General features: G+C 65.3%; 18 protein-coding genes. 14 read left to right on the forward strand and 4 right to left on the reverse strand.

Going from position 1 to position 19,569, the window contains the following annotated elements:
- Positions 1 to 6 precede the first annotated feature (6 nt).
- Genes cheD through Atep_RS06150 form a run of 4 tightly spaced genes read left to right on the forward strand, consistent with a single transcriptional unit; the run spans position 7 to position 3,264 of the window.
- Complete coding sequence (gene cheD, locus Atep_RS06135) at positions 7 to 618, forward strand: chemoreceptor glutamine deamidase CheD (RefSeq protein WP_213380855.1); 612 nt, start codon at positions 7 to 9, stop codon at positions 616 to 618.
- Positions 615 to 1,850 (forward strand): methyl-accepting chemotaxis protein, encoded by a 1,236-nt coding sequence (locus tag Atep_RS06140; protein WP_213380856.1) that lies wholly within the window; start codon positions 615 to 617, stop codon positions 1,848 to 1,850. Before cheD ends, Atep_RS06140 begins: the two co-directional genes overlap by 4 nt.
- 10 nt (positions 1,851 to 1,860) lie before the next feature.
- Positions 1,861 to 2,928 carry a protein-glutamate methylesterase/protein-glutamine glutaminase gene (locus Atep_RS06145; RefSeq protein ID WP_213380859.1) on the forward strand — a complete coding sequence of 356 codons (1,068 nt, stop codon included), beginning with the start codon at positions 1,861 to 1,863 and terminating at the stop codon, positions 2,926 to 2,928.
- A 30-nt stretch (positions 2,929 to 2,958) separates the two neighbouring features.
- A complete protein-coding gene (locus tag Atep_RS06150) occupies positions 2,959 to 3,264 on the forward strand; it encodes an STAS domain-containing protein (RefSeq protein ID WP_213380861.1) in 306 nt (101 codons plus the stop codon).
- 52 nt (positions 3,265 to 3,316) lie between these two features.
- On the opposite strand, the gene Atep_RS06155 is transcribed toward Atep_RS06150, so the two are convergent.
- Positions 3,317 to 3,739: a flagellar basal body-associated FliL family protein gene (locus Atep_RS06155; RefSeq protein WP_213380862.1), complete on the reverse strand. Its 423-nt coding sequence runs from the start codon at positions 3,737 to 3,739 to the stop codon at positions 3,317 to 3,319.
- Positions 3,740 to 4,347: 608 nt separating this feature from the next.
- Between Atep_RS06155 and cysM the strand changes: the two genes are divergently transcribed.
- Genes cysM through opgC form a run of 3 tightly spaced genes read left to right on the forward strand, consistent with a single transcriptional unit; the run spans position 4,348 to position 7,229 of the window.
- Entirely contained in the window at positions 4,348 to 5,238 is an 891-nt protein-coding gene (gene cysM, locus Atep_RS06160; RefSeq protein WP_213380863.1) for a cysteine synthase CysM, read from the forward strand.
- Between the two features lie 32 nt (positions 5,239 to 5,270).
- A complete protein-coding gene (locus tag Atep_RS06165) occupies positions 5,271 to 6,044 on the forward strand; it encodes a TatD family hydrolase (protein WP_213381455.1) in 774 nt (257 codons plus the stop codon).
- Positions 6,045 to 6,053: 9 nt separating this feature from the next.
- Positions 6,054 to 7,229, forward strand: a complete 1,176-nt coding sequence (gene opgC / locus Atep_RS06170; protein ID WP_213380866.1) for an OpgC domain-containing protein — start codon at positions 6,054 to 6,056, stop codon at positions 7,227 to 7,229.
- Positions 7,230 to 7,251: 22 nt separating this feature from the next.
- Here opgC and cobF read toward each other — a convergent pair whose 3' ends face one another.
- Positions 7,252 to 8,025 carry a precorrin-6A synthase (deacetylating) gene (cobF, locus tag Atep_RS06175; RefSeq protein ID WP_213380868.1) on the reverse strand — a complete coding sequence of 258 codons (774 nt, stop codon included), beginning with the start codon at positions 8,023 to 8,025 and terminating at the stop codon, positions 7,252 to 7,254.
- A 306-nt stretch (positions 8,026 to 8,331) separates the two neighbouring features.
- Here cobF and bchE point away from each other — a divergent pair, with 306 nt between their 5' ends.
- The 7 genes from bchE to mobB all read left to right on the forward strand — a co-directional run bounded on the left by bchE (position 8,332) and on the right by mobB (position 16,780).
- Positions 8,332 to 10,011: a magnesium-protoporphyrin IX monomethyl ester anaerobic oxidative cyclase gene (gene bchE / locus Atep_RS06180; protein WP_213380869.1), complete on the forward strand. Its 1,680-nt coding sequence runs from the start codon at positions 8,332 to 8,334 to the stop codon at positions 10,009 to 10,011.
- A gap of 102 nt (positions 10,012 to 10,113) precedes the next feature.
- The gene (locus tag Atep_RS06185; protein ID WP_213380870.1) at positions 10,114 to 11,682 is read left to right on the forward strand and encodes a cobyric acid synthase; all 1,569 of its coding nucleotides are present in this window, start codon (positions 10,114 to 10,116) and stop codon (positions 11,680 to 11,682) included.
- Between the two features lie 194 nt (positions 11,683 to 11,876).
- Positions 11,877 to 13,046, forward strand: a complete 1,170-nt coding sequence (locus Atep_RS06190) for a phosphoglycerate dehydrogenase (RefSeq protein WP_213380871.1) — start codon at positions 11,877 to 11,879, stop codon at positions 13,044 to 13,046.
- A 19-nt stretch (positions 13,047 to 13,065) separates the two neighbouring features.
- On the forward strand, positions 13,066 to 14,169 hold the full coding sequence (pheA, locus tag Atep_RS06195) for a prephenate dehydratase (RefSeq protein ID WP_213380872.1): 1,104 nt from the start codon (positions 13,066 to 13,068) through the stop codon (positions 14,167 to 14,169).
- A gap of 42 nt (positions 14,170 to 14,211) precedes the next feature.
- Complete coding sequence (gene hisC / locus Atep_RS06200) at positions 14,212 to 15,324, forward strand: histidinol-phosphate transaminase (RefSeq protein ID WP_213380873.1); 1,113 nt, start codon at positions 14,212 to 14,214, stop codon at positions 15,322 to 15,324.
- Entirely contained in the window at positions 15,321 to 16,226 is a 906-nt protein-coding gene (locus Atep_RS06205; protein ID WP_213380874.1) for a prephenate dehydrogenase, read from the forward strand. The genes hisC and Atep_RS06205 overlap by 4 nt, the downstream gene beginning before the upstream one ends.
- Positions 16,223 to 16,780, forward strand: coding sequence for a molybdopterin-guanine dinucleotide biosynthesis protein B (gene mobB / locus Atep_RS06210; protein ID WP_213380876.1), 558 nt, complete (start codon positions 16,223 to 16,225; stop codon positions 16,778 to 16,780). The genes Atep_RS06205 and mobB overlap by 4 nt, the downstream gene beginning before the upstream one ends.
- Here mobB and Atep_RS06215 read toward each other — a convergent pair.
- Together Atep_RS06215 and trkA are read right to left on the reverse strand one after the other, a co-directional pair.
- Positions 16,737 to 18,188, reverse strand: coding sequence for a TrkH family potassium uptake protein (locus tag Atep_RS06215; protein ID WP_213380878.1), 1,452 nt, complete (start codon positions 18,186 to 18,188; stop codon positions 16,737 to 16,739). The two genes, mobB and Atep_RS06215, sit on opposite strands and share 44 nt — an antisense overlap.
- The gene (gene trkA / locus Atep_RS06220; protein ID WP_213380880.1) at positions 18,185 to 19,558 is read right to left on the reverse strand and encodes a Trk system potassium transporter TrkA; all 1,374 of its coding nucleotides are present in this window, start codon (positions 19,556 to 19,558) and stop codon (positions 18,185 to 18,187) included. Before trkA ends, Atep_RS06215 begins: the two co-directional genes overlap by 4 nt.
- Positions 19,559 to 19,569: the final 11 nt, after the last annotated feature.

Genomic DNA, 19,569 nt, shown 5'->3' on the forward strand with positions numbered 1-19,569 from the left:
ACCGCTATGCAGCATGGATTCGAGGAAGTCCTGGCGCCGAATCTCTACTACGACCGCCACTTCAAGATGGATGCGGTCAAAATCCTGCCGGGCGAGTACTATGTCTCGACACGCGAGATCCTGATGGTCACGGTGCTGGGTTCCTGTGTCGGCGCCTGTATCCGTGACCGGACCCGGGGCATCGGCGGCATCAATCACTTCATGCTGCCGGACGACAAGCGCGACGAGAACGAGCGCTTCAGCCGTTCGATGCGCTATGGCGACTATGCGATGGAGATCCTGATCAACCAGTTGATCAAGCTCGGTGCGCGGCGCTCGAACCTGGAGGCCAAGGTCTTCGGCGGCGGCAATGTGCTGCCGGGCTTCAAGAACCATGTCGTCGGCGAGCGCAATGCCGAGTTCGTGATCGAGTATCTGACCACCGAGGGCATTCCCGTGGTCGCCCGGGATCTGCTGGGCAATTACCCGCGCAAGGTCTATTTCTTCCCGACCAGCGGCCGGGTGTTGGTCAAGAAACTGCGTAGCATGCACAACGACACCATCATCGAACGCGAACTCAGTTACAGTGAGACGCTGCGTCGGGCGAAGGTCGAGGGCGAAGTGGAGCTGTTTTCATGAATGTGGCACGGATTCGAGTCGGGACGATCCTGGAGACCCTCAAACCGTACTGGCCGCCGCTGCTCTTCGGTCTGGCGGCCTTGCTCCAGGTTCTGCTGCTGCCGGGGCTGGCTCCGGTCTGGGTCGGGGTGTTGTTGCCGGTCGCGGTCTGGCCGTTGTGGCTCGTCCTGAGGGCGGGAGGAGGCGCGACGGGCAACGCGGCCCGGACGCCCGAGCGAGACGAGGGCAGCCTTCAGGAGAGTCCGGACGAGCGCGCCTTCTGGGATCTGGTGGTCGAGACCGACCGGCTCTTCGCGCCCCTGATGGACGAGCTGCGCGATTCGGTCCGGCAGGCCAGGGATCTGATCGGCCACGCGGCCGGCGATCTCCACGCCAGTTTCAACGGTCTCTCGGACGAGTCCAAGGCCCAGCAGCGTCTGGTGATGACCCTGATCTCCAGGACCGATCAGACGGGGCAGGGCCAGGGCGAACTGATCGACGTCAACGACTTCCTCAAAGCCAACAGCCGGCTGCTCGCGCAGAACGTCGAGCGCCTGATCGACATGGGCAAGCACAGCGTCCATGTCGCTCACCAGATCGATGACCTGTCGGCGCAGATGGCCCACATCTTCGAGCAGCTCGATGGGGCCAAGCGCATCGCGCGCCAGACCAACCTGCTCGCGCTCAACGCCGCCATCGAGGCCGCGCGCGCGGGCGAGGCCGGACGCGGCTTCGCGGTGGTGGCACAAGAGGTGCGCAAGCTCTCCCAGGACGCCGCCGAATTCAACGATCAGATCCGCCGGCAGGTCGAGCAGGCCCAACTGGTCTTCGCCGAGACCCGCGAGATCGTCGGCCGCATGGCCTCGCAGGACATGAACGCCTCCATCAGCGCCAAGGGTTCGATGGACGACATGATCGAACAGGTCCAGGCGCTCAATGCCAATATGTCGGTGGGTCTGGATGAATTGAACCGGATCGTCGACCGGCTCCAGTCCAACGTCGGCGCGGCGGTGCGCTTGCTGCAATTCGAGGACATCGCCCGCCAGGTGCTGGAACGCGCCGAGGTGCGGATCGAACTCATGGACCGCTTCGTCGCCGAGTTGCGGCGCATTCCGCTCGGTCAGGTCCGTTCGGCCGAGGATGTCGATCAGGCCCGGCGGCGACTGGAGACACTGCACGCCGATCTGGTGGCCACCGCCCATCACGCCGTGAGTCAGAGCTCGATGGACGAAGGCGACATCGAGCTGTTTTGAGGGATCGCAGATGATACGTGTTCTTGTCGTCGACGACTCGGCCCTGATGCGTCAGCTGCTGACCGAGATCCTGGCAGCCGCCCCCGACATCGAGGTCGTCGGCAGCGCCCAGGATCCCTATGTGGCGCGCGATCGCATCAAGGAACTGAATCCGGACGTGCTCACACTCGACGTCGAGATGCCGCGCATGGACGGGCTGACCTTTTTGCGCAACCTCATGCGGCTGCGACCGATGCCGGTGGTGATGGTATCCTCGCTCACCGAGCGCGGGGCCGAGGTGACGCTGCACGCGCTCGAGCTGGGTGCGGTGGATTTCGTGCGCAAGCCCGACGGACCGATCGCCGCCGGGATGCGCGAGTATGCCGACGAATTGATCGAAAAGATCCGGACGGCCGCGACCATCAAGGTCAAACCCTTGCGCACGGCGGCCCCGAGCGCCGCCACACCCGAGGCTCAGGAGCCGTCGCCGGCGCGCGCCATCTCGTCGTTCCGCACCACGGATCGGGTGCTGGCCATCGGGGCCTCGACCGGCGGCACCGAGGCGATCAAGGAGGTGCTGATGCGCCTGCCGCCCGACACGCCGGGCGTGGTCATCGCCCAGCACATCCCGGCCGGCTTCAGCGCCGCCTTCGCCGAGCGCATGAACCGTCAGACCGGGCTGGTGGTGAAGGAAGCCGCCGACGGCGATCGCATCATGCTGGGACATGCCTATATCGCGCCCGGCGATTACCATCTGCAACTCGCCCGCGACGGCGCCCGCTATGTCTGTCGGCTCGACCGCGGCGAGCCGGTCAACCGTCATCGGCCCAGTGTCGATGTGCTCTTTCGCTCGGTGGCCAAGGCCGCCGGCGCCAATGCCGCCGCCGCGCTCCTGACCGGCATGGGCGCCGATGGGGCTCAGGGGCTCAAGGAACTGTATGATCTCGGGGTGCACACCATCGCCCAGGACGAGGCGACCAGTGTGGTCTGGGGGATGCCCGGCGAGGCGGTCAAACGGGGCGGCGCCGTCGAGGTGCTGCCCCTGCCGGACATCGCCGCCGCCCTGCTCAAGGGGCTGGCGGCCAAGCGCAAACATTGAACAGAAGTGTTATTGACCGGGAGTGTATGAATGAGCGTCACATCACGTATCGATCGAGAGAAGGGCGTGGTGACCATCTCCATCGACGGGCGTTTCGATTTTGCGCAGCACAAGGACTTCAGAAACGCCTACAAGGATGTCGCCCCAGGGTCCATGCGGTTCGTCGTCGATCTCTCCAGGGCGTCCTATCTGGACAGCTCGGCCCTGGGGATGCTGCTCCTGCTGCGCGAGCACGTGGGCGGTGACCCGATGCGCGTGAGCATCACAGGCAGTAGCGAGGACGTGCGCCGCGTGCTCAAGATCGCCAATTTCGACAAGCTCTTCCACCTCGATTGAGGCCGGCGGCGCGTCCTGCCCGGTCGGGCACTCCCCGCCGGCCGCAGGATGCTCATTGGACGATGAAGTCGGTGAAGTAGACCGCACTGATCGCCGGTCGCCCGGTCTGTTCCATCATGGTCTTGCGCAGACTGTCCAGCAGTTCGATCCGCAACTGCTCGCGCGCTTCCGTGGTCATGATCTGATTGCCATCGCGTCCGCCGAGCAGGCTGATCATGCGATCGCGCAGACGCGGCATGTGCAGCGTGATCAGGTCGGCGTCGGTCTGGGTTTCGATGAAGAACTGCATGCTCAGTTTCAGATAACTGCGCGGCTTGGCCAGATTGACGATCAGCGGCGGCTCCAGCGCCATATAGCCCGGATAGGGCGCCGCCGCCTCGCCCTCCTTGGCGCCCGAGGAGGCTAGGGCGGCCAGAGGCGCGAGTCCAATGAGGAGTGCGAGCAGATAGAGCGTTATTTGGTTCGGTTTTTTCATCAGTTCCTCCGCGAGAAACCCCGTCCTTCAGGACGGGGAGGGATAGCGGCTGCGACAGATCAGCCGCCGGAACAGGTGCAGGCTTTCCACCTGCCGGGCCGCAAGGCTCTGCCCGTAAGGGCCTGGTGACGGTGCGGCGTCTCACGACGCGACACGCTCCCCTCGCCAATGTGTGCAACCGGCTCCCGCCGGCGCGGCGATCAAGACCTTCGGCGCTTTACCTTTCGCCTGCATGATCTCGACCTTTCAGAGCGGCGGACTGAGGAAGCATCCGCCGGTGAGTCTTAACGACCTGTTGCACACGGAGCCCCTTTCGACCGTCCCGGTCAGGCGGGCTGAGGCTGGTCAACCCAGCTTGCTCTCACAAGCTCCGCCCTTCAGGGCGGGGTAGTTGACGGGCTTCACCTCGATTCCAACGAGATAACGAGATCCAGACTCGGACTCTAGCGAAAACACGTCTCGTCGGTCCAGAGCGAATCCGGTCATCCAGGTCAGGTCAGCCATGAGCGAGGCGTCGCCTGGATCGCCGCAGGTTTCGAGGTTGGGGACGGTTTGAGACTGTGCCATCATCGAACCCATCCAACCGCCCCTTTTTCAGCGAGGCCCCCATGCCGCACCCGACCATCGAAGACCATGTCGGCCGTACCCCGCTCGTCCGACTCCAGCGCCTGCCCGGCGACACCGACAACCTGATCCTGGTCAAGCTCGAAGGCAACAACCCAGCCGGCTCGGTCAAGGACCGCCCGGCGCTCAACATGATCCGCCGCGCCGAGGAGCGCGGCGCCATCCGCCCCGGCGACACCCTGATCGAGGCCACCAGCGGCAACACCGGCATCGCGCTGGCGATGGCCGCCGCCATCAAGGGCTATCGGATGCGGCTCATCATGCCCGAGCACATGAGCGAGGAACGTCGGGGCGTCATGCGCGCCTTCGGCGCCGAGATCGTGCTCACGCCCAAGGACGGCGGCATGGAGGCGGCCATCGATCTGGCCGGCGAGATGGAGACGCGCGGGGAGGGCGTCCGGCTCGATCAGTTCTCCAACCCCGACAACCCGGCCGCCCATTACGAGACCACAGGCCCCGAGATCTGGCACGACACCCAGGGCCGCATCACCCACTTCGTCAGTTCCATGGGCACCACGGGCACCATCATGGGCACTGGGCGGTATCTCAAGGAGCAGAATCCAGCGGTGCAGATCGTTGGCGTACAGCCGGACGAAGGCTCCAGCATCCCCGGCATCCGGCGCTGGCCCGAGGCCTATCTGCCGAAGATCTACGACCCGGCGGGCGTCGACCGGATCATCGATGTCTCGCAGGCCGTGGCCGAACAGACCGCGCGCAATCTGGCCGCGCGCGAGGGCATCTTCGCCGGCGTCTCCTCGGGCGGAGCGGTCGCCGCCGCGCTCAGGCTCTCTGCCGAGGTCAGCGGGGCCGTGATCGTGGCCATCGTCTGCGATCGCGGGGATCGTTATCTCTCGACCGGGGTGTTCCCGGCCTGACCGACTTCTGATGCCGAATGCAAGACATGACCATGCTGATCGATTCGCACTGCCACCTCGACCGGGTGGATCTCAAGACCCATGACCAGGATTTCGGACGCCTGATGCGCGCCTGCGCCGAAGCCGGCGTCTCACGGATGCTCTGCGTCGGTATCGACCTGGAAGCCTATCCGGCGATGCGCCGTCTGGTCGATCCCTATCCCGAGGTCGATGTCTCGGTCGGCGTCCATCCGAACGAGGAGGGCGGGGAAGCGCCGAGCGTCGAGCGCCTGCTCGCACCGGCGGCCGATCCGCGCGTGGTGGCCATCGGCGAGACCGGACTCGACTACTATCGGCTCGAAGACGGCGATGCATCCGCTCAGCAGGCGCGCTTTCGCACCCACATCGCCGCCGCACGCGCCTGCGGCAAGCCCTTGATCATCCACACCCGCGAGGCGCGCGCCGACACCATCCGTCTGCTGCGTGAAGAAGGCGCCGCGGCGGTCGGCGGCGTACTGCATTGCTTCACCGAGGACTGGGAGACGGCGCGCGCCGGGCTGGATCTCGGGTTCTACGTGTCCTTCTCCGGCATCGTCACCTTCAAGAGCGCCGAGTCGTTGCGCGAGGTGGCGCGCCGGGTGCCGCTCGACCGCCTGCTGATCGAGACCGACTCGCCCTATCTGGCCCCTGTGCCCTATCGCGGCAAGCCCAACGCACCGACCTATCTGAAGCACGTCGCCGAGTGCATCGCCGGGTTGCGCGGTCTGGAGGTCGAGCGTCTGGCCGAGGCGACGGCGGACAATTATCGGCGTCTGTTCGATCGTTGAGACGACTGTATGAGCATCCCAGCGGCGGCCTATCCGACCTCCTCCAACGACCGCGATCTGCGCATCGACCTGCTGCGCGGACTCATCATGGTCTATCTGATCATCGTGCATCTGGAGCTGGCGTCGGCGTTGAGTCTCCTCGCCTGGGGCCGGCTCGCGTTCATCTCGAGCGCGGAAGGCTTCGTCTTTCTGTCCGGTGTCGTCGTCGGGATGGTCTATCGGCGGCGTATGCAGCGCGACGGACTGGCGGCGGCGTCGCGTCTGCTGTGGCGGCGCGCCTGGCAGCTCTATACGGTGAACCTGTTCGTGATCGCCAGCCTCGCACTGCTCAAGCTGGTCCCCGGAGTCAATGTGTTCGAGTTGACGCATTGGACCAGCCCCTGGTCGGGCGAGTCGTTTCCGCTCTACCCGCCCGCCGGGACCGACTGGTGGGACACTGTGGGGCAGATCCTGCTGTTGCGGATCGGTCCGCATCAGTTCCAAATCATCGGGCTGTACGTGGTTCTGCTGGCCGGCACCCCGCTCGCGCTCTACCTGCTCGGTCGACGTCTGGCCTGGGTCGTGCTGCTGCTGAGCTGGGGGGCCTATGCCCTGAATCACATCTTGCAGATCAACCTGACCGGCGCGCGCTACGAATACGCCTTTCCGACGCTGACCTGGCAGCTACTGTTCTTCAATGGTCTGCTGATCGGATATTACCGTGAGCGCACCCTGGAGTTTCTCGCCGGCCCGGCGAGCCGGTGGCTGGTGTCTCTGAGCGCCGCGTTGCTGGTGGGTTTTCTGTTCCTCGCCAACAACAACCCGAATCCGCTGTTCTGGCCCTGGGGGCAGATGGATTTCATCGATCCCCGGACCTTCGGTGAGCTGTATCAGACCTGGTTCCTGAAAACCCCGCTGGGGCTGGGCCGACTGCTGAACAATGTGGCGGCGTTCATCGTCGCCTATCATCTGCTGAGCCGCTACTGGAGTCTTGTCGAGCGCACGGTCGGCCGGCTGCTGATCCCACTGGGCCAGAACTCTCTATACGTGTTCATCCTGCACGTCTATGTGCTTTTGATTCTGTACAACACGCCCTTGCCGGGTCTTGATCTGTTCTGGGTCAATACGCTGCTCCAAATCGGCGCGATCGCGGTGATCTGGTTGATGGTCGAACGACGTTTCCTGTTCTCCATCGTGCCGCGTTGAGGGGAGCCCGGCACCCGGTTCGTCAGGCATCCGACTGCCGTCGCCGGCGCAGGAGATAGATGTCCAGTAGCCAGCCCTTGTCCTCGCGGACGCGCGCCTTGGTTTCCAGTAGCTCGTCGAGCACGGCGTCGACCGGTCCGGACACCAGCACCTCGTCCGGACAGCCCAGATAGCCGCCCCAGTAGACGTCCATGTCCTGCCCGGTGAAGCGCTGGAAGGAGGCGTTGTAGTCGAGCATGACCACGGCGTTGTCGATCTCGGCCGGGTCGCAGTGCTCGACATGGCGGCCGGTGGTGATGGTGATCGACTCGCCGACCCGGTTCAGTGGAATCTTGTGCTTGGCGGTCAGCACCTGGACCGAGGTGATGCCGGGAATGATCGCGAATTCGAGCGCGCCTCCGGACGCTTCGGCCAGCTCAGCGATGATGGTGACGGTCTGATCATAGAGCGAGGGATCGCCCCAGAGGAGCAGGGCGCCGTTTTGTCCGTCTTCCAGTTCCTCGTCGATCAGGCGTGCGAAGAGGGCGCGCTTGGCGTCGTGCCAGACGCGCACCGTCTCCCGATAGCCGTCGGGGAGCGTGCGCCGCTCCGGGCTGGTCGTGGTGACGACCCGATAGTCCGTCTCGCCCAGATAGCGTTCCAGGATGTCGTGACGCATCCGCAGCAGCTCGTCCTTGCCGCGCCCCTCCTTCTCCAGCATGAAGAAGACGTCGACCGTCTTCATCGTCTCGATGGCCTGGATCGTGAGATATTCCGGGCCGCCCGGACCCATGCCGATCAAATACAAGCGTTTCATTCGGTGCCAAATCGTGATGGGCACGCCGCCGGAGTCTCTGATGGATCGAGAACCTCGGGCAGGTGCGTTGATGGACAGGTCGGTTCGCGCCACCGATAGCGTGGCGATCCAGGCGAGTCGTTGGTAACATTGCCCGCTTGAGTCCCATTCGGTCTCGCCGCCGGTGCCATGGCATCGAAGACCCTCCTCGATCCGGGGTTGCCTGGACGGGCGCGACCGACGCATTCTCCTTATTCTGTGGCCGAGCCGCCGCCGTCCTTAGAGGCGTCCGTGACCGACCCTTCATGAGACAACCCGGAGCTGACGATGCGAATCCTCTTTATCCACCCCAACTATAGCGCCGGTGCCGCCGACATCGCCGGCAACTGGTCGCCGGCCTGGGTCGCCTATATCGCGGGCTATCTGAAGTCGGGTGGCTATCAAGATTACCACTTCATCGATGGTCTGGTGGACAAGCTCGACGACGACCGGATGCGCGCGGCCATCCGTGCGTCTCAGCCGGACATCATCGCCACCACCGCGATGACGCCGATGATCTATGCCGCCCAGCGCGTGCTGCAGATCGCCAAGGAAGAGCATCCGAACGCCATCACCGTGCTCGGCGGCATCCACGGCACCTTCATGTACGAGCAGGTGCTGGGCGAGGCGCCCTGGATCGACGTCATCGTGCGCGGCGAGGGCGAGGCCGTCACCCTGAATCTGGTGCGCTGCATCGACGAGGGCCGCTGGCCGAACGAGCGCGAGTCCGTGCGCGGCATCGCCTTCCTCGGCGAGAACGGTAAGGTGATCGCCACCGAGGCCGAGCCGTCGATCAAGGACGTGGACTCGATCTGGCCGGACTGGAGCGTCCTGGAGTGGAAGAAGTACATCTACATCCCGCTCGGCGTGCCGGTCGCGACCCCGAACATGGCGCGCGGCTGTCCCTTCACCTGTAGCTTCTGCTCGCAGTGGAAGTTCTGGCGCGACTATCGCGTGCGCAACCCCAAGCGCATGGTCGACGAGATCGAGGAGCTGGTGAAGGTCCACGGCGTGGGTTTCTTCATCCTCGCCGACGAAGAGCCGCAGATCAACAAGAAGATGTTCGTCGAGTTCTGCCAGGAACTCATCGACCGCGACCTCGGCATCCACTGGGGCATCAACACCCGCGTGACCGACGTCATGCGCGACGAGGATCTGCTGCCCTTCTACCGCAAGGCCGGTCTGGTGCATGTGTCGCTCGGCACCGAGGCCGCCGCTCAGCTCAATCTCGATCGCTTCGTCAAGGAGACCACGATCGAGCAGAACAAGCGCGCGGTGCAGCTGTTGCAGCAGAACGGCATCGTCACCGAGGCGCAGTTCATCGTGGGACTCGAGAACGAGACCCGCGAGACGCTCGAAGAGACCTATCAGTACGTCATGGACTGGGGCGCGGACATGGCCAACTGGTCGATGTACACCCCCTGGCCGTTCTCGGACATGTTCGCCGAGATGGGCGACAAGGTCGAGGTATTCGACTATTCGAAGTACAACTTCGTCTCGCCGATCATGAAGCCCGACAACATCGACCGTGCCGAGCTGCTCGACGGCGTCATGTCCAACTATCGACGTTTCTACATGAAGCGGATGTTCTTCCAGTATCCCTGGGTGCGTGATCCCTTCCGCCGCAAGTATCTGATCGGCTGTATCAAGGCGTTTCTCAAGAGCGCCATGGAGCGTCGCTTCTATCAGCTCGGCCGGCAGAACTACTGGGGGCCGCTGTTCAAGAAGTTCATCAAGTTCGAGTACGACAAGAACCGCTCCAGGATCGTCGAGCCGGATCACAATGCCTGGAAGAAGGCGCCGCCGGCCAAGCGTCCGGCGGTCGTCAGCGCGGTCGGCGCGGCTCCTCAAGCCTGCGGCGGCGGTCCCAAGGCGTGCGGCGGCGGCACCGAGCAGATGACCGAGGAGCAGATGGAAGCGGTCGCACGCGCCGGCACCTCCCAGTCCAAGCAGGCCGAGGTCGCCTGATCGGTGGTGTAGGGTGCGCATGGCGCACCCTACGGCTTGTCCAATGTGGCCCGCATTCGTTCTTGCGACGAATGCGGGTCGCGTCGTTTTGAGAGAACCCGCATGACCGATTCAGCCCCATCCATCCGTCTCGAACTCCCTCCGCTCGGCACTCACGGCCCGCGCCGCGCGCGCGCCCTGATGATCCAGGGCACGGCCTCGGACGTCGGCAAGAGCCTGCTGGTCGCCGGACTCTGCCGCGCCTACACCCGACGCGGGCTGGTGGTGCGTCCGTTCAAGGCGCAGAACATGAGCAACAATGCGGCCGTCACCGCCGACACCGACGTGCCGCCCGGACCCGATGGTGAGGCGCCGCGCGGCGAGATCGGACGCGCCCAGGCGCTCCAGGCGCGTGCCTGCGGCGTGCCGCCCTCAATCCACATGAACCCGGTGCTCCTGAAACCCCAGACCAACATCGGATCCCAGGTGGTGCTGCGCGGTCGCGCGCTCGGCAACTGCCCGGCGCGGGTCTATCACGAGATGCGTCAGGGATTGATGCCCGCCGTGCTGGATTCCTTCGAGCGCCTCTGTGCCGAGGCCGATCTGGTGCTGGTCGAGGGCGCGGGCAGCGGCGCCGAGATCTATCTGCGTCACTGCGACATCACCAACATGCACTTCGCCGAGCGCGCCGATGTGCCTGTGGTGGTGGTCGGCGATCTGGACAAGGGCGGGACCATGGCCTCGCTGGTCGGCACCTGGCTGTTGCTCGATCAGGCCGACCGCGACCGGGTCGTGGGCTATCTGGTCAACAAATTCCGGGGCGACTTCTCGCTGTTCGAGCCGGCCTGCAACACCATCACCGAGATCACCGGCTGGCCGTTCCGGGGCATGGTGCGCTGGTTCGAGGGCGCCTCACGTCTGCCCGCCGAGGACTCGCTGGCGCTCGAACGTCCGGCCGAGACCACGGGCGGCACGCTCAACGTCGTCATCCCGCGTCTGTCGCGCGTGGCCAACTTCGACGACATGGACCCGCTGGCCGCCGAACCCGCCGTCAATCTGCGCTGGATCGAGCCGGGCCGGCCGATTCCCGCTGAGACCGATGTCGTCATCCTGCCCGGCTCGAAGACCACGCGCGCCGATCTGGACGTACTGCGTCGCGAGGGCTGGGACATCGACATCCTGGCCCATGTGCGGCGTGGCGGTCGGGTCGTCGGACTCTGCGCGGGGTATCAGATGCTCGGGCGCGTGGTGCGCGATCCGCTCGGCATCGAGGGCGAACCGGGCGAGACCCCCGGACTGGGCCTGCTCGACATCGAGACCGAGATCGGCGCCGACAAGCGCCTGATCGAGATCGCCGGACGCGAGCACCGGAGCGGCTGCCGGATCACCGGCTATGAGATGCACATGGGCCGCACCACCGGGCCGGGGTTGGAGCGCCCCTGGCTGAGGCTGGAGGACAGTGCCGGCAAGGTGCATCCCGAAGGCGCGATCACCGCCGACGGTCGGGTCATGGGCGGCTATCTGCACGGCATCTTCGGCGCCGACGAGTTCCGCGCCCACTGGCTCGAACAGGTCGGCGCCCAGGCCGCGCGCATCGATTTCGAGGCGCGGATCGAGGCCGCCCTCGACGAGCTTGCCGATCACATCGAGGGCTGCCTGGATCTGGACGCACTGTTGGCGCTGTCGAGGTAAATGGCGAGCCGTTCCTTGGGCCACACACAGCACCCCGACAAAACGCTACACTCGGGCGGCCATTCCGCCACGCGCCATCGGCCCCCGTTGAGGAATGCCCAAGGAATGCGAGTCGTGCCTCATCGCGTCCTGTATTAAAGTTGTCGATCCGAGGCGCTTCCACATTCACCACACAGAGGTCCGAATCGACGCCCATGTTCAAAATCCAGACGCTCAACAACATCTCGGTGGTCGGCCTGGAGCGCCTGCCGCGCGAGCGCTATGAGATCGCCTCCGAGATCGCCAATCCCGACGCCATCCTGGTGCGCTCGGCCAAGATGCACGACATGACCATCCCCGAGTCGGTCAAGGCCATCGGGCGTGCGGGCGCGGGCACCAACAACGTACCCGTGGCCGAGATGACCAAGCGCGGCGTGGCCGTGTTCAACGCGCCGGGCGCCAACGCCAACGCGGTCAAGGAGCTGGTGCTCGCCGGGATGCTGATGTCGGCGCGCAACATCGCCCAGGCCTGGCAGTTCGCCCGTGAACTCCAGGGCGACGATGCCGCCATCAATGAGGCCGTCGAGGCCGGCAAGAAACGCTTCGCCGGCTTCGAACTTCCGGGACGCACCCTGGGCGTCGTCGGTCTGGGCGCGATCGGCGTCAAGGTCGCCAATGCCGCACGCGCGCTCGACATGCACGTCATCGGCTATGACCCGACCATCACCGTCCAGCGCGCCTGGCAGTTGGCCAGCGACGTCAAACAGGCCCTGAGCATCGACGATCTGCTCGCGCGTTCGGACTTCGTCACCTTCCATGTGCCGCTCACCGATCAGACGCGCCACATGATCAACGCCGAGCGCCTCCGGTTGCTGCCCAAGGGCGCGGTGCTGCTGAATTTCTCGCGTCAGGGCATCCTCGACGACGAGGCCGTGGTCGCCGCGCTCGACTCGGGGCACCTCTACGCCTATTGCTGCGACTTTCCGAGCAACAGGCTCAAGGACCATCCGCGCGTCGTCACCCTGCCGCATCTGGGCGCCTCGACCAGGGAGGCCGAAGACAACTGCGCCATCATGGTCGCCGATCAGATCCGCGACTATCTGGAGGACGGCAACGTCACCAACTCGGTCAACTTCCCCGACATCCTGCTCCCGCGCACCGAGGGCTATCGGATGGCCATCGTCAACAGCAACGTGCCCAACATGCTCGGTCAGATCTCGACCGATCTCGCGGCCGCCGGGCTGAACATCATCGACATGCTCAACCGCTCGCGCGGCGACGTGGCCGTCACCCTGGTCGATGTCGACAAGCCCTGTCCCGAGTCGACGGTCGAGCTGATCCGGGCCATCGACGGCGTGCTCTCGGTACGCTGTCTCGGCGCTTGATTGGGGGAGGGCAGACGCCATGAGCGAGAGCGCCAACCAGGAACAGCAGGCACTGGCGGCGGTGCGCGACCGCATCGACGCCATCGACCTGGAGATCCTGCAACTGATCAGCGAGCGCGCCCGCTGCGCCCAGCAGGTCGCGCACATCAAGACCGGGTCGACGGGCGGTTCGGTGCAGTTCTACCGTCCCGAGCGCGAGGTCGCCGTGCTGCGCCGGATCAAGGACGCCAATCCGGGGCCGCTCGACGGCGAGGAGGTCGCGCGCCTGTTCCGCGAGATCATGTCGGCCTGTCTGGCCCTGGAGCGTCCGCTCAATGCCGCTTTCCTGGGGCCCGAGGGCACCTTCACCCAGGCGGCGGCGATCAAGCACTTCGGTCATTCGGTGGTGACGCAAGCCATGGCCACCATCGACGAGATCTTTCGCGAGGTCGAGTCGGGTGCCTGCGACTTCGGTGTGGTGCCGGTCGAGAACTCGACCGAGGGCGTGGTCAGCCATACGCTCGATCTGTTCATGAACTCGCCGTTGATGATCACGGGCGAGGTCTGTCTGCGCGTCCATCAGCATCTTTTGACCAAGGCGACGGATCCGGCGAGCATCCGGCGGGTCTATTCGCACCAGCAGTCGCTGGCGCAGTGTCGCGAATGGCTCGACCGTCATCTGCCGACCGCCGAACGTCTGCCGGTCGGCAGCAATGCCGAGGCGGCGCGTCTGGTGGCCTCCGATCCCGAAGCCGCCGCCGTCGCCGGTCTCCAGGCCGCCGAGATCTACGGACTCAGCGTACTCGCCGAGCGCATCGAGGACGAGCCGAGCAACACCACGCGCTTCCTGGTCATCGGCAAGCAGGATTCGCCGCCGAGCGGGCAGGACAAGACCAGTCTGCTGCTCTCGTGCAAGAATCAGGCGGGCGGGCTGCACAGCCTGCTCGCGCCGCTGGCCGTGCACGGCATCAGCATGACCCGCATCGAGTCGCGTCCCTCGCGCCGCGGCATCTGGGACTATGTGTTCTTCGTCGACATCATGGGCCACAGGCAGGAACCCAAGGTCGCCTATGCCCTGCAGAATCTCGAACAGGATGCCCTGCTGTTCAAGGTGCTGGGTTCCTATCCGGTCGCCGTGCTCTGAAGGCTCCGTATCCCTATCGAACGTATTTTTTGGACATCCGCCATGAGTCAAGCCGAAAACCCCTTCCTGTCGCTGGCCGTTCCCTGGATCGCCGGACTCACGCCCTATGTGCCCGGCAAGCCGGTCTCGGAACTGGAACGCGAGCTGGGCATCAGCGGTTCGGTCAAGCTGGCCTCGAACGAGAATCCCCTGGGGCCGGGACCGCGCGCGCGCGAGGCCATGGACGCCGTGCTCGCCGAGCTGGGGCGCTATCCGGATGGCGGCGGATTCGAGTTGCGCCGTGTGCTGGCCGAATATCACGGTCTCTCGCCGATGGCGGTGACGATCGGCAACGGCTCCAACGACGTGCTGGATCTGATCGCGCGCGTCTTCCTGCAACCTGGGGCCGAGTCCGTGTTCTCCGAGCACGCCTTCGCCGTCTATCCGATCGCGATCCAGTCGGTCGGGGCTACGGCGCGCGTGGCCAAGGCGCGCGATTACGGCCACGACCTGGAGGCCATGGCGGCCCTGGTCAACGATCAGACCCGTGTGGTCTGGATCGCCAATCCCAACAACCCGACCGGCACCTGGCTGGCGGCCGAGCCGCTCAAGTCCTTCATCGGCTCGCTGCCCAAGACCTGCATCGTGGTGGTGGACGAAGCCTATACCGAGTACGTCGCCGAGCCGGATTTCCCGGACGCGACCCACTGGGTCGAGACCTTCCCCAACCTGATCGTCACCCGCACCTTCTCCAAGGCGCATGGTCTGGCGGCGCTGCGTGTGGGCTATGCACTCAGCGATCCGCGTATCGCCGATCTGCTCAACCGGGTGCGCCAGCCGTTCAACGTCAATGCCCTGGCCCAGGCGGCGGCGATCGCGGCGATCAACGACCGCGAGCATGTGCGCGCCTCGGTCGAGCTGAACCGCGCCGGGATGAAGCAACTGACCGGCGCCTTCGAACGGCTCGGACTCGCTTATATCCCCTCGGTGGGCAACTTCGTCACCGTCGACTGCGGTCGTCCGGCCGCGCCCATCAACGAGGCCCTGCTCAAGCGTGGTGTCATCGTGCGCCCGGTCGGCAACTACGGGATGCCGAACCATCTGCGCATCAGCATCGGGCTGGAGTCGGAGAACGCGCGCTTCATCGCCGCCTTCGAGGACGTTTTGGCGTCATGATCGAACGGCTCGCGATCATCGGGGTTGGATTGATCGGCGGTTCGCTGGCGCGCGCGCTGCGGGCCGCCGGCGCCGTCGGCGAGATCGTCGGTTGCGGGCGTTCGCTCGACAATCTGGAGCGGGCGCTCGAACTGGGTGTGGTCGACCGCATCACCCGGAATCCGGCCGAGGCGGTGCGCGAGGCCGACATGGTGTTCCTGGCCGTCCCGCTCGGCGCCATGCGCGGTGCGCTCGCGGCCATGCGCTACAGCTTGCGGCCCGAGGCCATCGTCACCGATGGGGGTAGCGTCAAATGCAGCGTGGTGGATGATGCGCGCGCGGTCTTCGGCAGCGTGCCGCCGCGTCTGGTGCCCGGACATCCGATCGCCGGTACCGAGCACAGCGGGGTGGAGGCGTCCTTCGCCGAACTCTACCGGGAGCGTCGCGTGATCCTGACCCCTCTGGCCGAGACCGACCCCGAGGCCGTGGCGCGGGTCACGGCCATGTGGGAGGCGTGCGGGGCCGAGGTCACGGCGATGTCGGTCGCCCATCACGACGAGGTGCTCGCGGCAACAAGCCATCTGCCGCACATGCTCGCCTTCGGGCTGGTCGACTCACTGGCGCGGATGCGTGAGAACGACGAGATCTTTCGCTATGCCGCCGGGGGCTTTCGCGACTTCACCCGCATCGCCTCCAGCAATCCGGTGATGTGGCGCGACATCTGTCTGGCCAATCGCGAGGCCCTGAGCGCCATGCTGGCCCGTTTCGGCGTCGAGATGACCGATCTGGCCGAGAGCATCCGCCGCGCCGACGGCGAGCATCTGCTCGAAATCTTCGCCCGCGCCAAGGCGGCGCGCGATCGCTATGTCGATCAGGCGCGTTCGGTCCATGACGATGCGGATCGTTCCGCCGACCAAACATGACCACGTCCCGGAACTCACCCGATCTCCCCGTACTCGGCTTCGTCGCGCCCAGCGGCAGCGGCAAGACGACGCTGCTGCGGCGTCTGGTCGCGACGCTCCAGGCGCGCGGGTTGCGCGTCGGCTATCTCAAGCACGCCCACCACAGCTTCGATCTGGATCGTCCGGGCAAGGACAGCTACGAGATCCGCGCCGCCGGGGCGGCTCAGACCTTGCTCGCCTCGCGCGAGCGCTGGGCCTTGCAGGTGGAGAACGACATCAAGGGCGAAGATCCGGATCTGGAATCCATGCTGGCGCGTTTCGAGCGCGACCGGCTCGACTTGGTGCTGGTCGAGGGCTTCAAGCACGCCCGCTATCCCAAGATCGAGGTCTATCGCGCCGAACTGGGTCAGCCGCCGCTCTATCCGGACGACCCCGAGATCATCGCGCTTGTGACCGACGATCCGCCGCCCGTCTTTCCTCATCCGCCCGTGCTGCCATTGACCGGGATCGAGGAACTGGTCGATTTCGTGATCAGCGCTGCCAGAACGCCGGTGACAGCAGCACCAGCAGGGTGAAGATCTCCAGCCGCCCGAGCAGCATGGCGAAGCAGAGGATCCATTTGGCGGTATCGTTGAGATCGGCGTAGTGCGGACCGACCCTGGCCAGCCCCGGTCCCAGGTTGTTGATACAGGCCGCCACCGCCGAAAACGCCGTCACCAGATCCAGCCCGGTGGCGGCGAGCATCAGATACATGAGGATGAAGCTCGCCACATAGAGCGAGAAGAACCCCCAGACCGCATCGACCACGCGATGATTGACCGTCTTGCCGCCGATACGCACCGGAATCTGCGCATTGGGATGGATCAGACGTCCGATCTCGCGCACACCCTGTTTGATGAGCAGCAGGAAGCGGATGACCTTGATCCCGCCGCCGGTGGAGCCGGCACAGCCCCCGATGAAACTGGCCAACAACAGCAGGATCTGGAGGAACGGCGGCCAGGCATAGAACTCGGCGGTCGCAAAGCCGGTGGTGGTGCTGATCGAAACGGCCTGGAACAACCCCTTGGTGAACGCCTCCCACCAGGTCGTATAGGTCCGGCTCTCATAGAGCGCCAGGGTCGTGATGGCGATGACCGTCACGAGCACGAGCAGATAGAGCCTGAATTCGCTGTCCTGGAAATAGATACGCGGATCCTGACGCCGCACGACCATGAAGTGCAGCGTGAAGCTCATCCCGGCCAGTACCATGAAGGTCACGGCGATCAGCTCGATGGCGGTGCTGTCGAAATAGCCGATGCTCTGATCGTGGGTCGAGAAACCGCCGATGGCCACGGTCGAGAAGGCATGCCCGACGGCATCGAACACCGTCATCCCCGCCCACCAGTAGGCGAGTGCGCAGACGATGGTCATCCACAGATAGATGTACCACAGCGCCTTGGCCGTCTCGGTGATGCGCGGCGTGAGCTTGGAGTCCTTCATGGGGCCGGGCATCTCGGCGCGGAAGAGCTGCATGCCGCCGACCCCGAGCATCGGCAGCACCGCCACCGCCAGCACGATGATGCCCATGCCGCCGAGCCACTGGAGCTGCTGACGATAGAACAGGATCGACTTGGGCAGATGGTCCAGACCGATGATGACCGTGGCCCCGGTGGTCGTCAGCCCCGAGATCGACTCGAACACCGCATCCGTCATCGAGACATTCGGATTCGGCGCCAGCCAAAAGGGCAGGGCGCCGGCCGGCCCGAGCACGGTCCAGAACAGCACCACGACCAGAAAGCCGTCGCGCACCCGCAGCACCTCGCGCGAGCGCGCCACCGGCAGCAGGATCAGCAGCCCCAGGCCGAAGATCAGCGTGAAGGCCGCCAGAAAGGGTCCGGCGCCGCCCTCGTCGTAGATGAGCGAGACGACCACCGGGGTCAGCATGCTGAAGCTGAAGATGGCCAGCAACAGCCCCAGTACCTTCTGGACCGCGTCGAACTTCATAGAAAGGTGACGCCGACCTGGAACAGTCGCTCGACCTCCTGGATGCGGCGCTTGTCCTGCAGGAAGAGGATGACGTGGTCCTCGGACTCGATGAGGGTCTCACCATGCGCGATCAGCACATCGTCGCCGCGCACCAAGGCGCCGATGACGGCCCCCTTGGGCAGCTTCAACTCCGAGATCCGCCGCCCGACCACCTTGCTGGAGGTCGGATCGCCGTGGGCGATGGCCTCGATCGCCTCGGCCGCGCCGCGTCGCAGCGAGTGCACCATGACCACGTCGCCGCGCCGCACATGCTTGAGCAGACTGCCGATGGTGGCCTGCTGGGGCGAGATGGCGATATCGATGGCGCCGGACTGCACCAGATCCACATAGGGCGGGCGGTTGATGAGCGCCATCACCTTGCGCGCCCCGAGCCGCTTGGCCAGCATCGCCGAGATGATGTTGGCCTCGTCGTCGTTGGTGACGGCACAGAAGACATCCGTGTTCTCGATGTTCTCTTCCAGCAGCAGTTCCTGATCAGCGGCATCACCGTGGAGCACGATGGTACGCTCCAGATCCTCGGCGATCTGTTTGCAGCGCTTGAGGTTGTGTTCGATGAGCTTGACCCGGTAGTTCGGTTCCAGCGCCTTGGCCAACCGCGTGCCGATATTGCCGCCGCCGGCGATGATCAGGCGCTTGTAGGACGGATCGAGCCGGCGCAGCTCGCCCATCACGGTCCGGATGTGCGCCGGCGCGGCGACGAAGAACACCTCGTCGTCGACCTCGATGCGGGTATCGCCCTCGGGCTGGATGGCGTGATCCTGACGATAGATGGCCGCCACGCGCACCTTGACGTGCGGCATGTGCTCATGGAGCGCGCGCAGTTCCTGACCGACCAGCGGCCCGCCGTGGAAGGCGCGCACCGCCACCATCCGGATGCGCCCACCGGCGAAGTCGAGCACCTGGAGCGTGCCCGGATTCTCGATCAGACGCAGGATGTAATCCGTCACCAGCGCCTCGGGACTGATGGCGACATCGATCGGCAGGGCTTCGGTGCCGAAGAGTTTGGGCTGATCGAGAAAGCTCTGGGCGCGCACCCGCGCGATCTTGGTCGGGGTATGGAAGAGCGTATAGGCCACCTGACAGGCGACCATGTTGGTCTCGTCGCTGTTGGTGACGGCGATGATCATGTCGGCGTCCTCGGCGCCGGCGCGGACCAGCACGTCCGGATGGGCACCGTGACCCTGCACCGTGCGCAGATCGAAGCGATCCTGCAAGTCGCGCAGCAGATCGCCGTCCTGATCGACCACAGTGATGTCGTTGGCCTCGCTGACCAGATTGGCCGCCACCGAGGAACCGACCTGACCGGCGCCGAGGATGATGATCTTCATCCGTTACCGCC

Source organism: Allochromatium tepidum (assembly GCF_018409545.1).
Classification (GTDB): Bacteria; Pseudomonadota; Gammaproteobacteria; order Chromatiales; family Chromatiaceae; genus Thermochromatium; species Thermochromatium tepidum_A.

Bases quoted from the DNA above. Each gene is read 5' to 3' on its own strand.
- Atep_RS06145 (WP_213380859.1), top strand. From the start codon at position 1,861: ATGATACGTGTTCTTGTCGTCGACGACTCGGCCCTGATGCGTCAGCTG.
- Atep_RS06215 (WP_213380878.1), bottom strand. From the start codon at position 18,188: ATGAAGTTCGACGCGGTCCAGAAGGTACTGGGGCTGTTGCTGGCCATC.
- Atep_RS06205 (WP_213380874.1), top strand. From the start codon at position 15,321: ATGATCGAACGGCTCGCGATCATCGGGGTTGGATTGATCGGCGGTTCG.
- Atep_RS06155 (WP_213380862.1), bottom strand. From the start codon at position 3,739: ATGAAAAAACCGAACCAAATAACGCTCTATCTGCTCGCACTCCTCATT.
- hisC (WP_213380873.1), top strand. From the start codon at position 14,212: ATGAGTCAAGCCGAAAACCCCTTCCTGTCGCTGGCCGTTCCCTGGATC.
- cheD (WP_213380855.1), top strand. From the start codon at position 7: ATGCAGCATGGATTCGAGGAAGTCCTGGCGCCGAATCTCTACTACGAC.
- Atep_RS06185 (WP_213380870.1), top strand. From the start codon at position 10,114: ATGACCGATTCAGCCCCATCCATCCGTCTCGAACTCCCTCCGCTCGGC.
- Atep_RS06190 (WP_213380871.1), top strand. From the start codon at position 11,877: ATGTTCAAAATCCAGACGCTCAACAACATCTCGGTGGTCGGCCTGGAG.
- cysM (WP_213380863.1), top strand. From the start codon at position 4,348: ATGCCGCACCCGACCATCGAAGACCATGTCGGCCGTACCCCGCTCGTC.
- Atep_RS06165 (WP_213381455.1), top strand. From the start codon at position 5,271: ATGCTGATCGATTCGCACTGCCACCTCGACCGGGTGGATCTCAAGACC.
- Atep_RS06150 (WP_213380861.1), top strand. From the start codon at position 2,959: ATGAGCGTCACATCACGTATCGATCGAGAGAAGGGCGTGGTGACCATC.
- Atep_RS06140 (WP_213380856.1), top strand. From the start codon at position 615: ATGAATGTGGCACGGATTCGAGTCGGGACGATCCTGGAGACCCTCAAA.
- pheA (WP_213380872.1), top strand. From the start codon at position 13,066: ATGAGCGAGAGCGCCAACCAGGAACAGCAGGCACTGGCGGCGGTGCGC.
- trkA (WP_213380880.1), bottom strand. From the start codon at position 19,558: ATGAAGATCATCATCCTCGGCGCCGGTCAGGTCGGTTCCTCGGTGGCG.
- bchE (WP_213380869.1), top strand. From the start codon at position 8,332: ATGCGAATCCTCTTTATCCACCCCAACTATAGCGCCGGTGCCGCCGAC.
- opgC (WP_213380866.1), top strand. From the start codon at position 6,054: ATGAGCATCCCAGCGGCGGCCTATCCGACCTCCTCCAACGACCGCGAT.
- mobB (WP_213380876.1), top strand. From the start codon at position 16,223: ATGACCACGTCCCGGAACTCACCCGATCTCCCCGTACTCGGCTTCGTC.
- cobF (WP_213380868.1), bottom strand. From the start codon at position 8,025: ATGAAACGCTTGTATTTGATCGGCATGGGTCCGGGCGGCCCGGAATAT.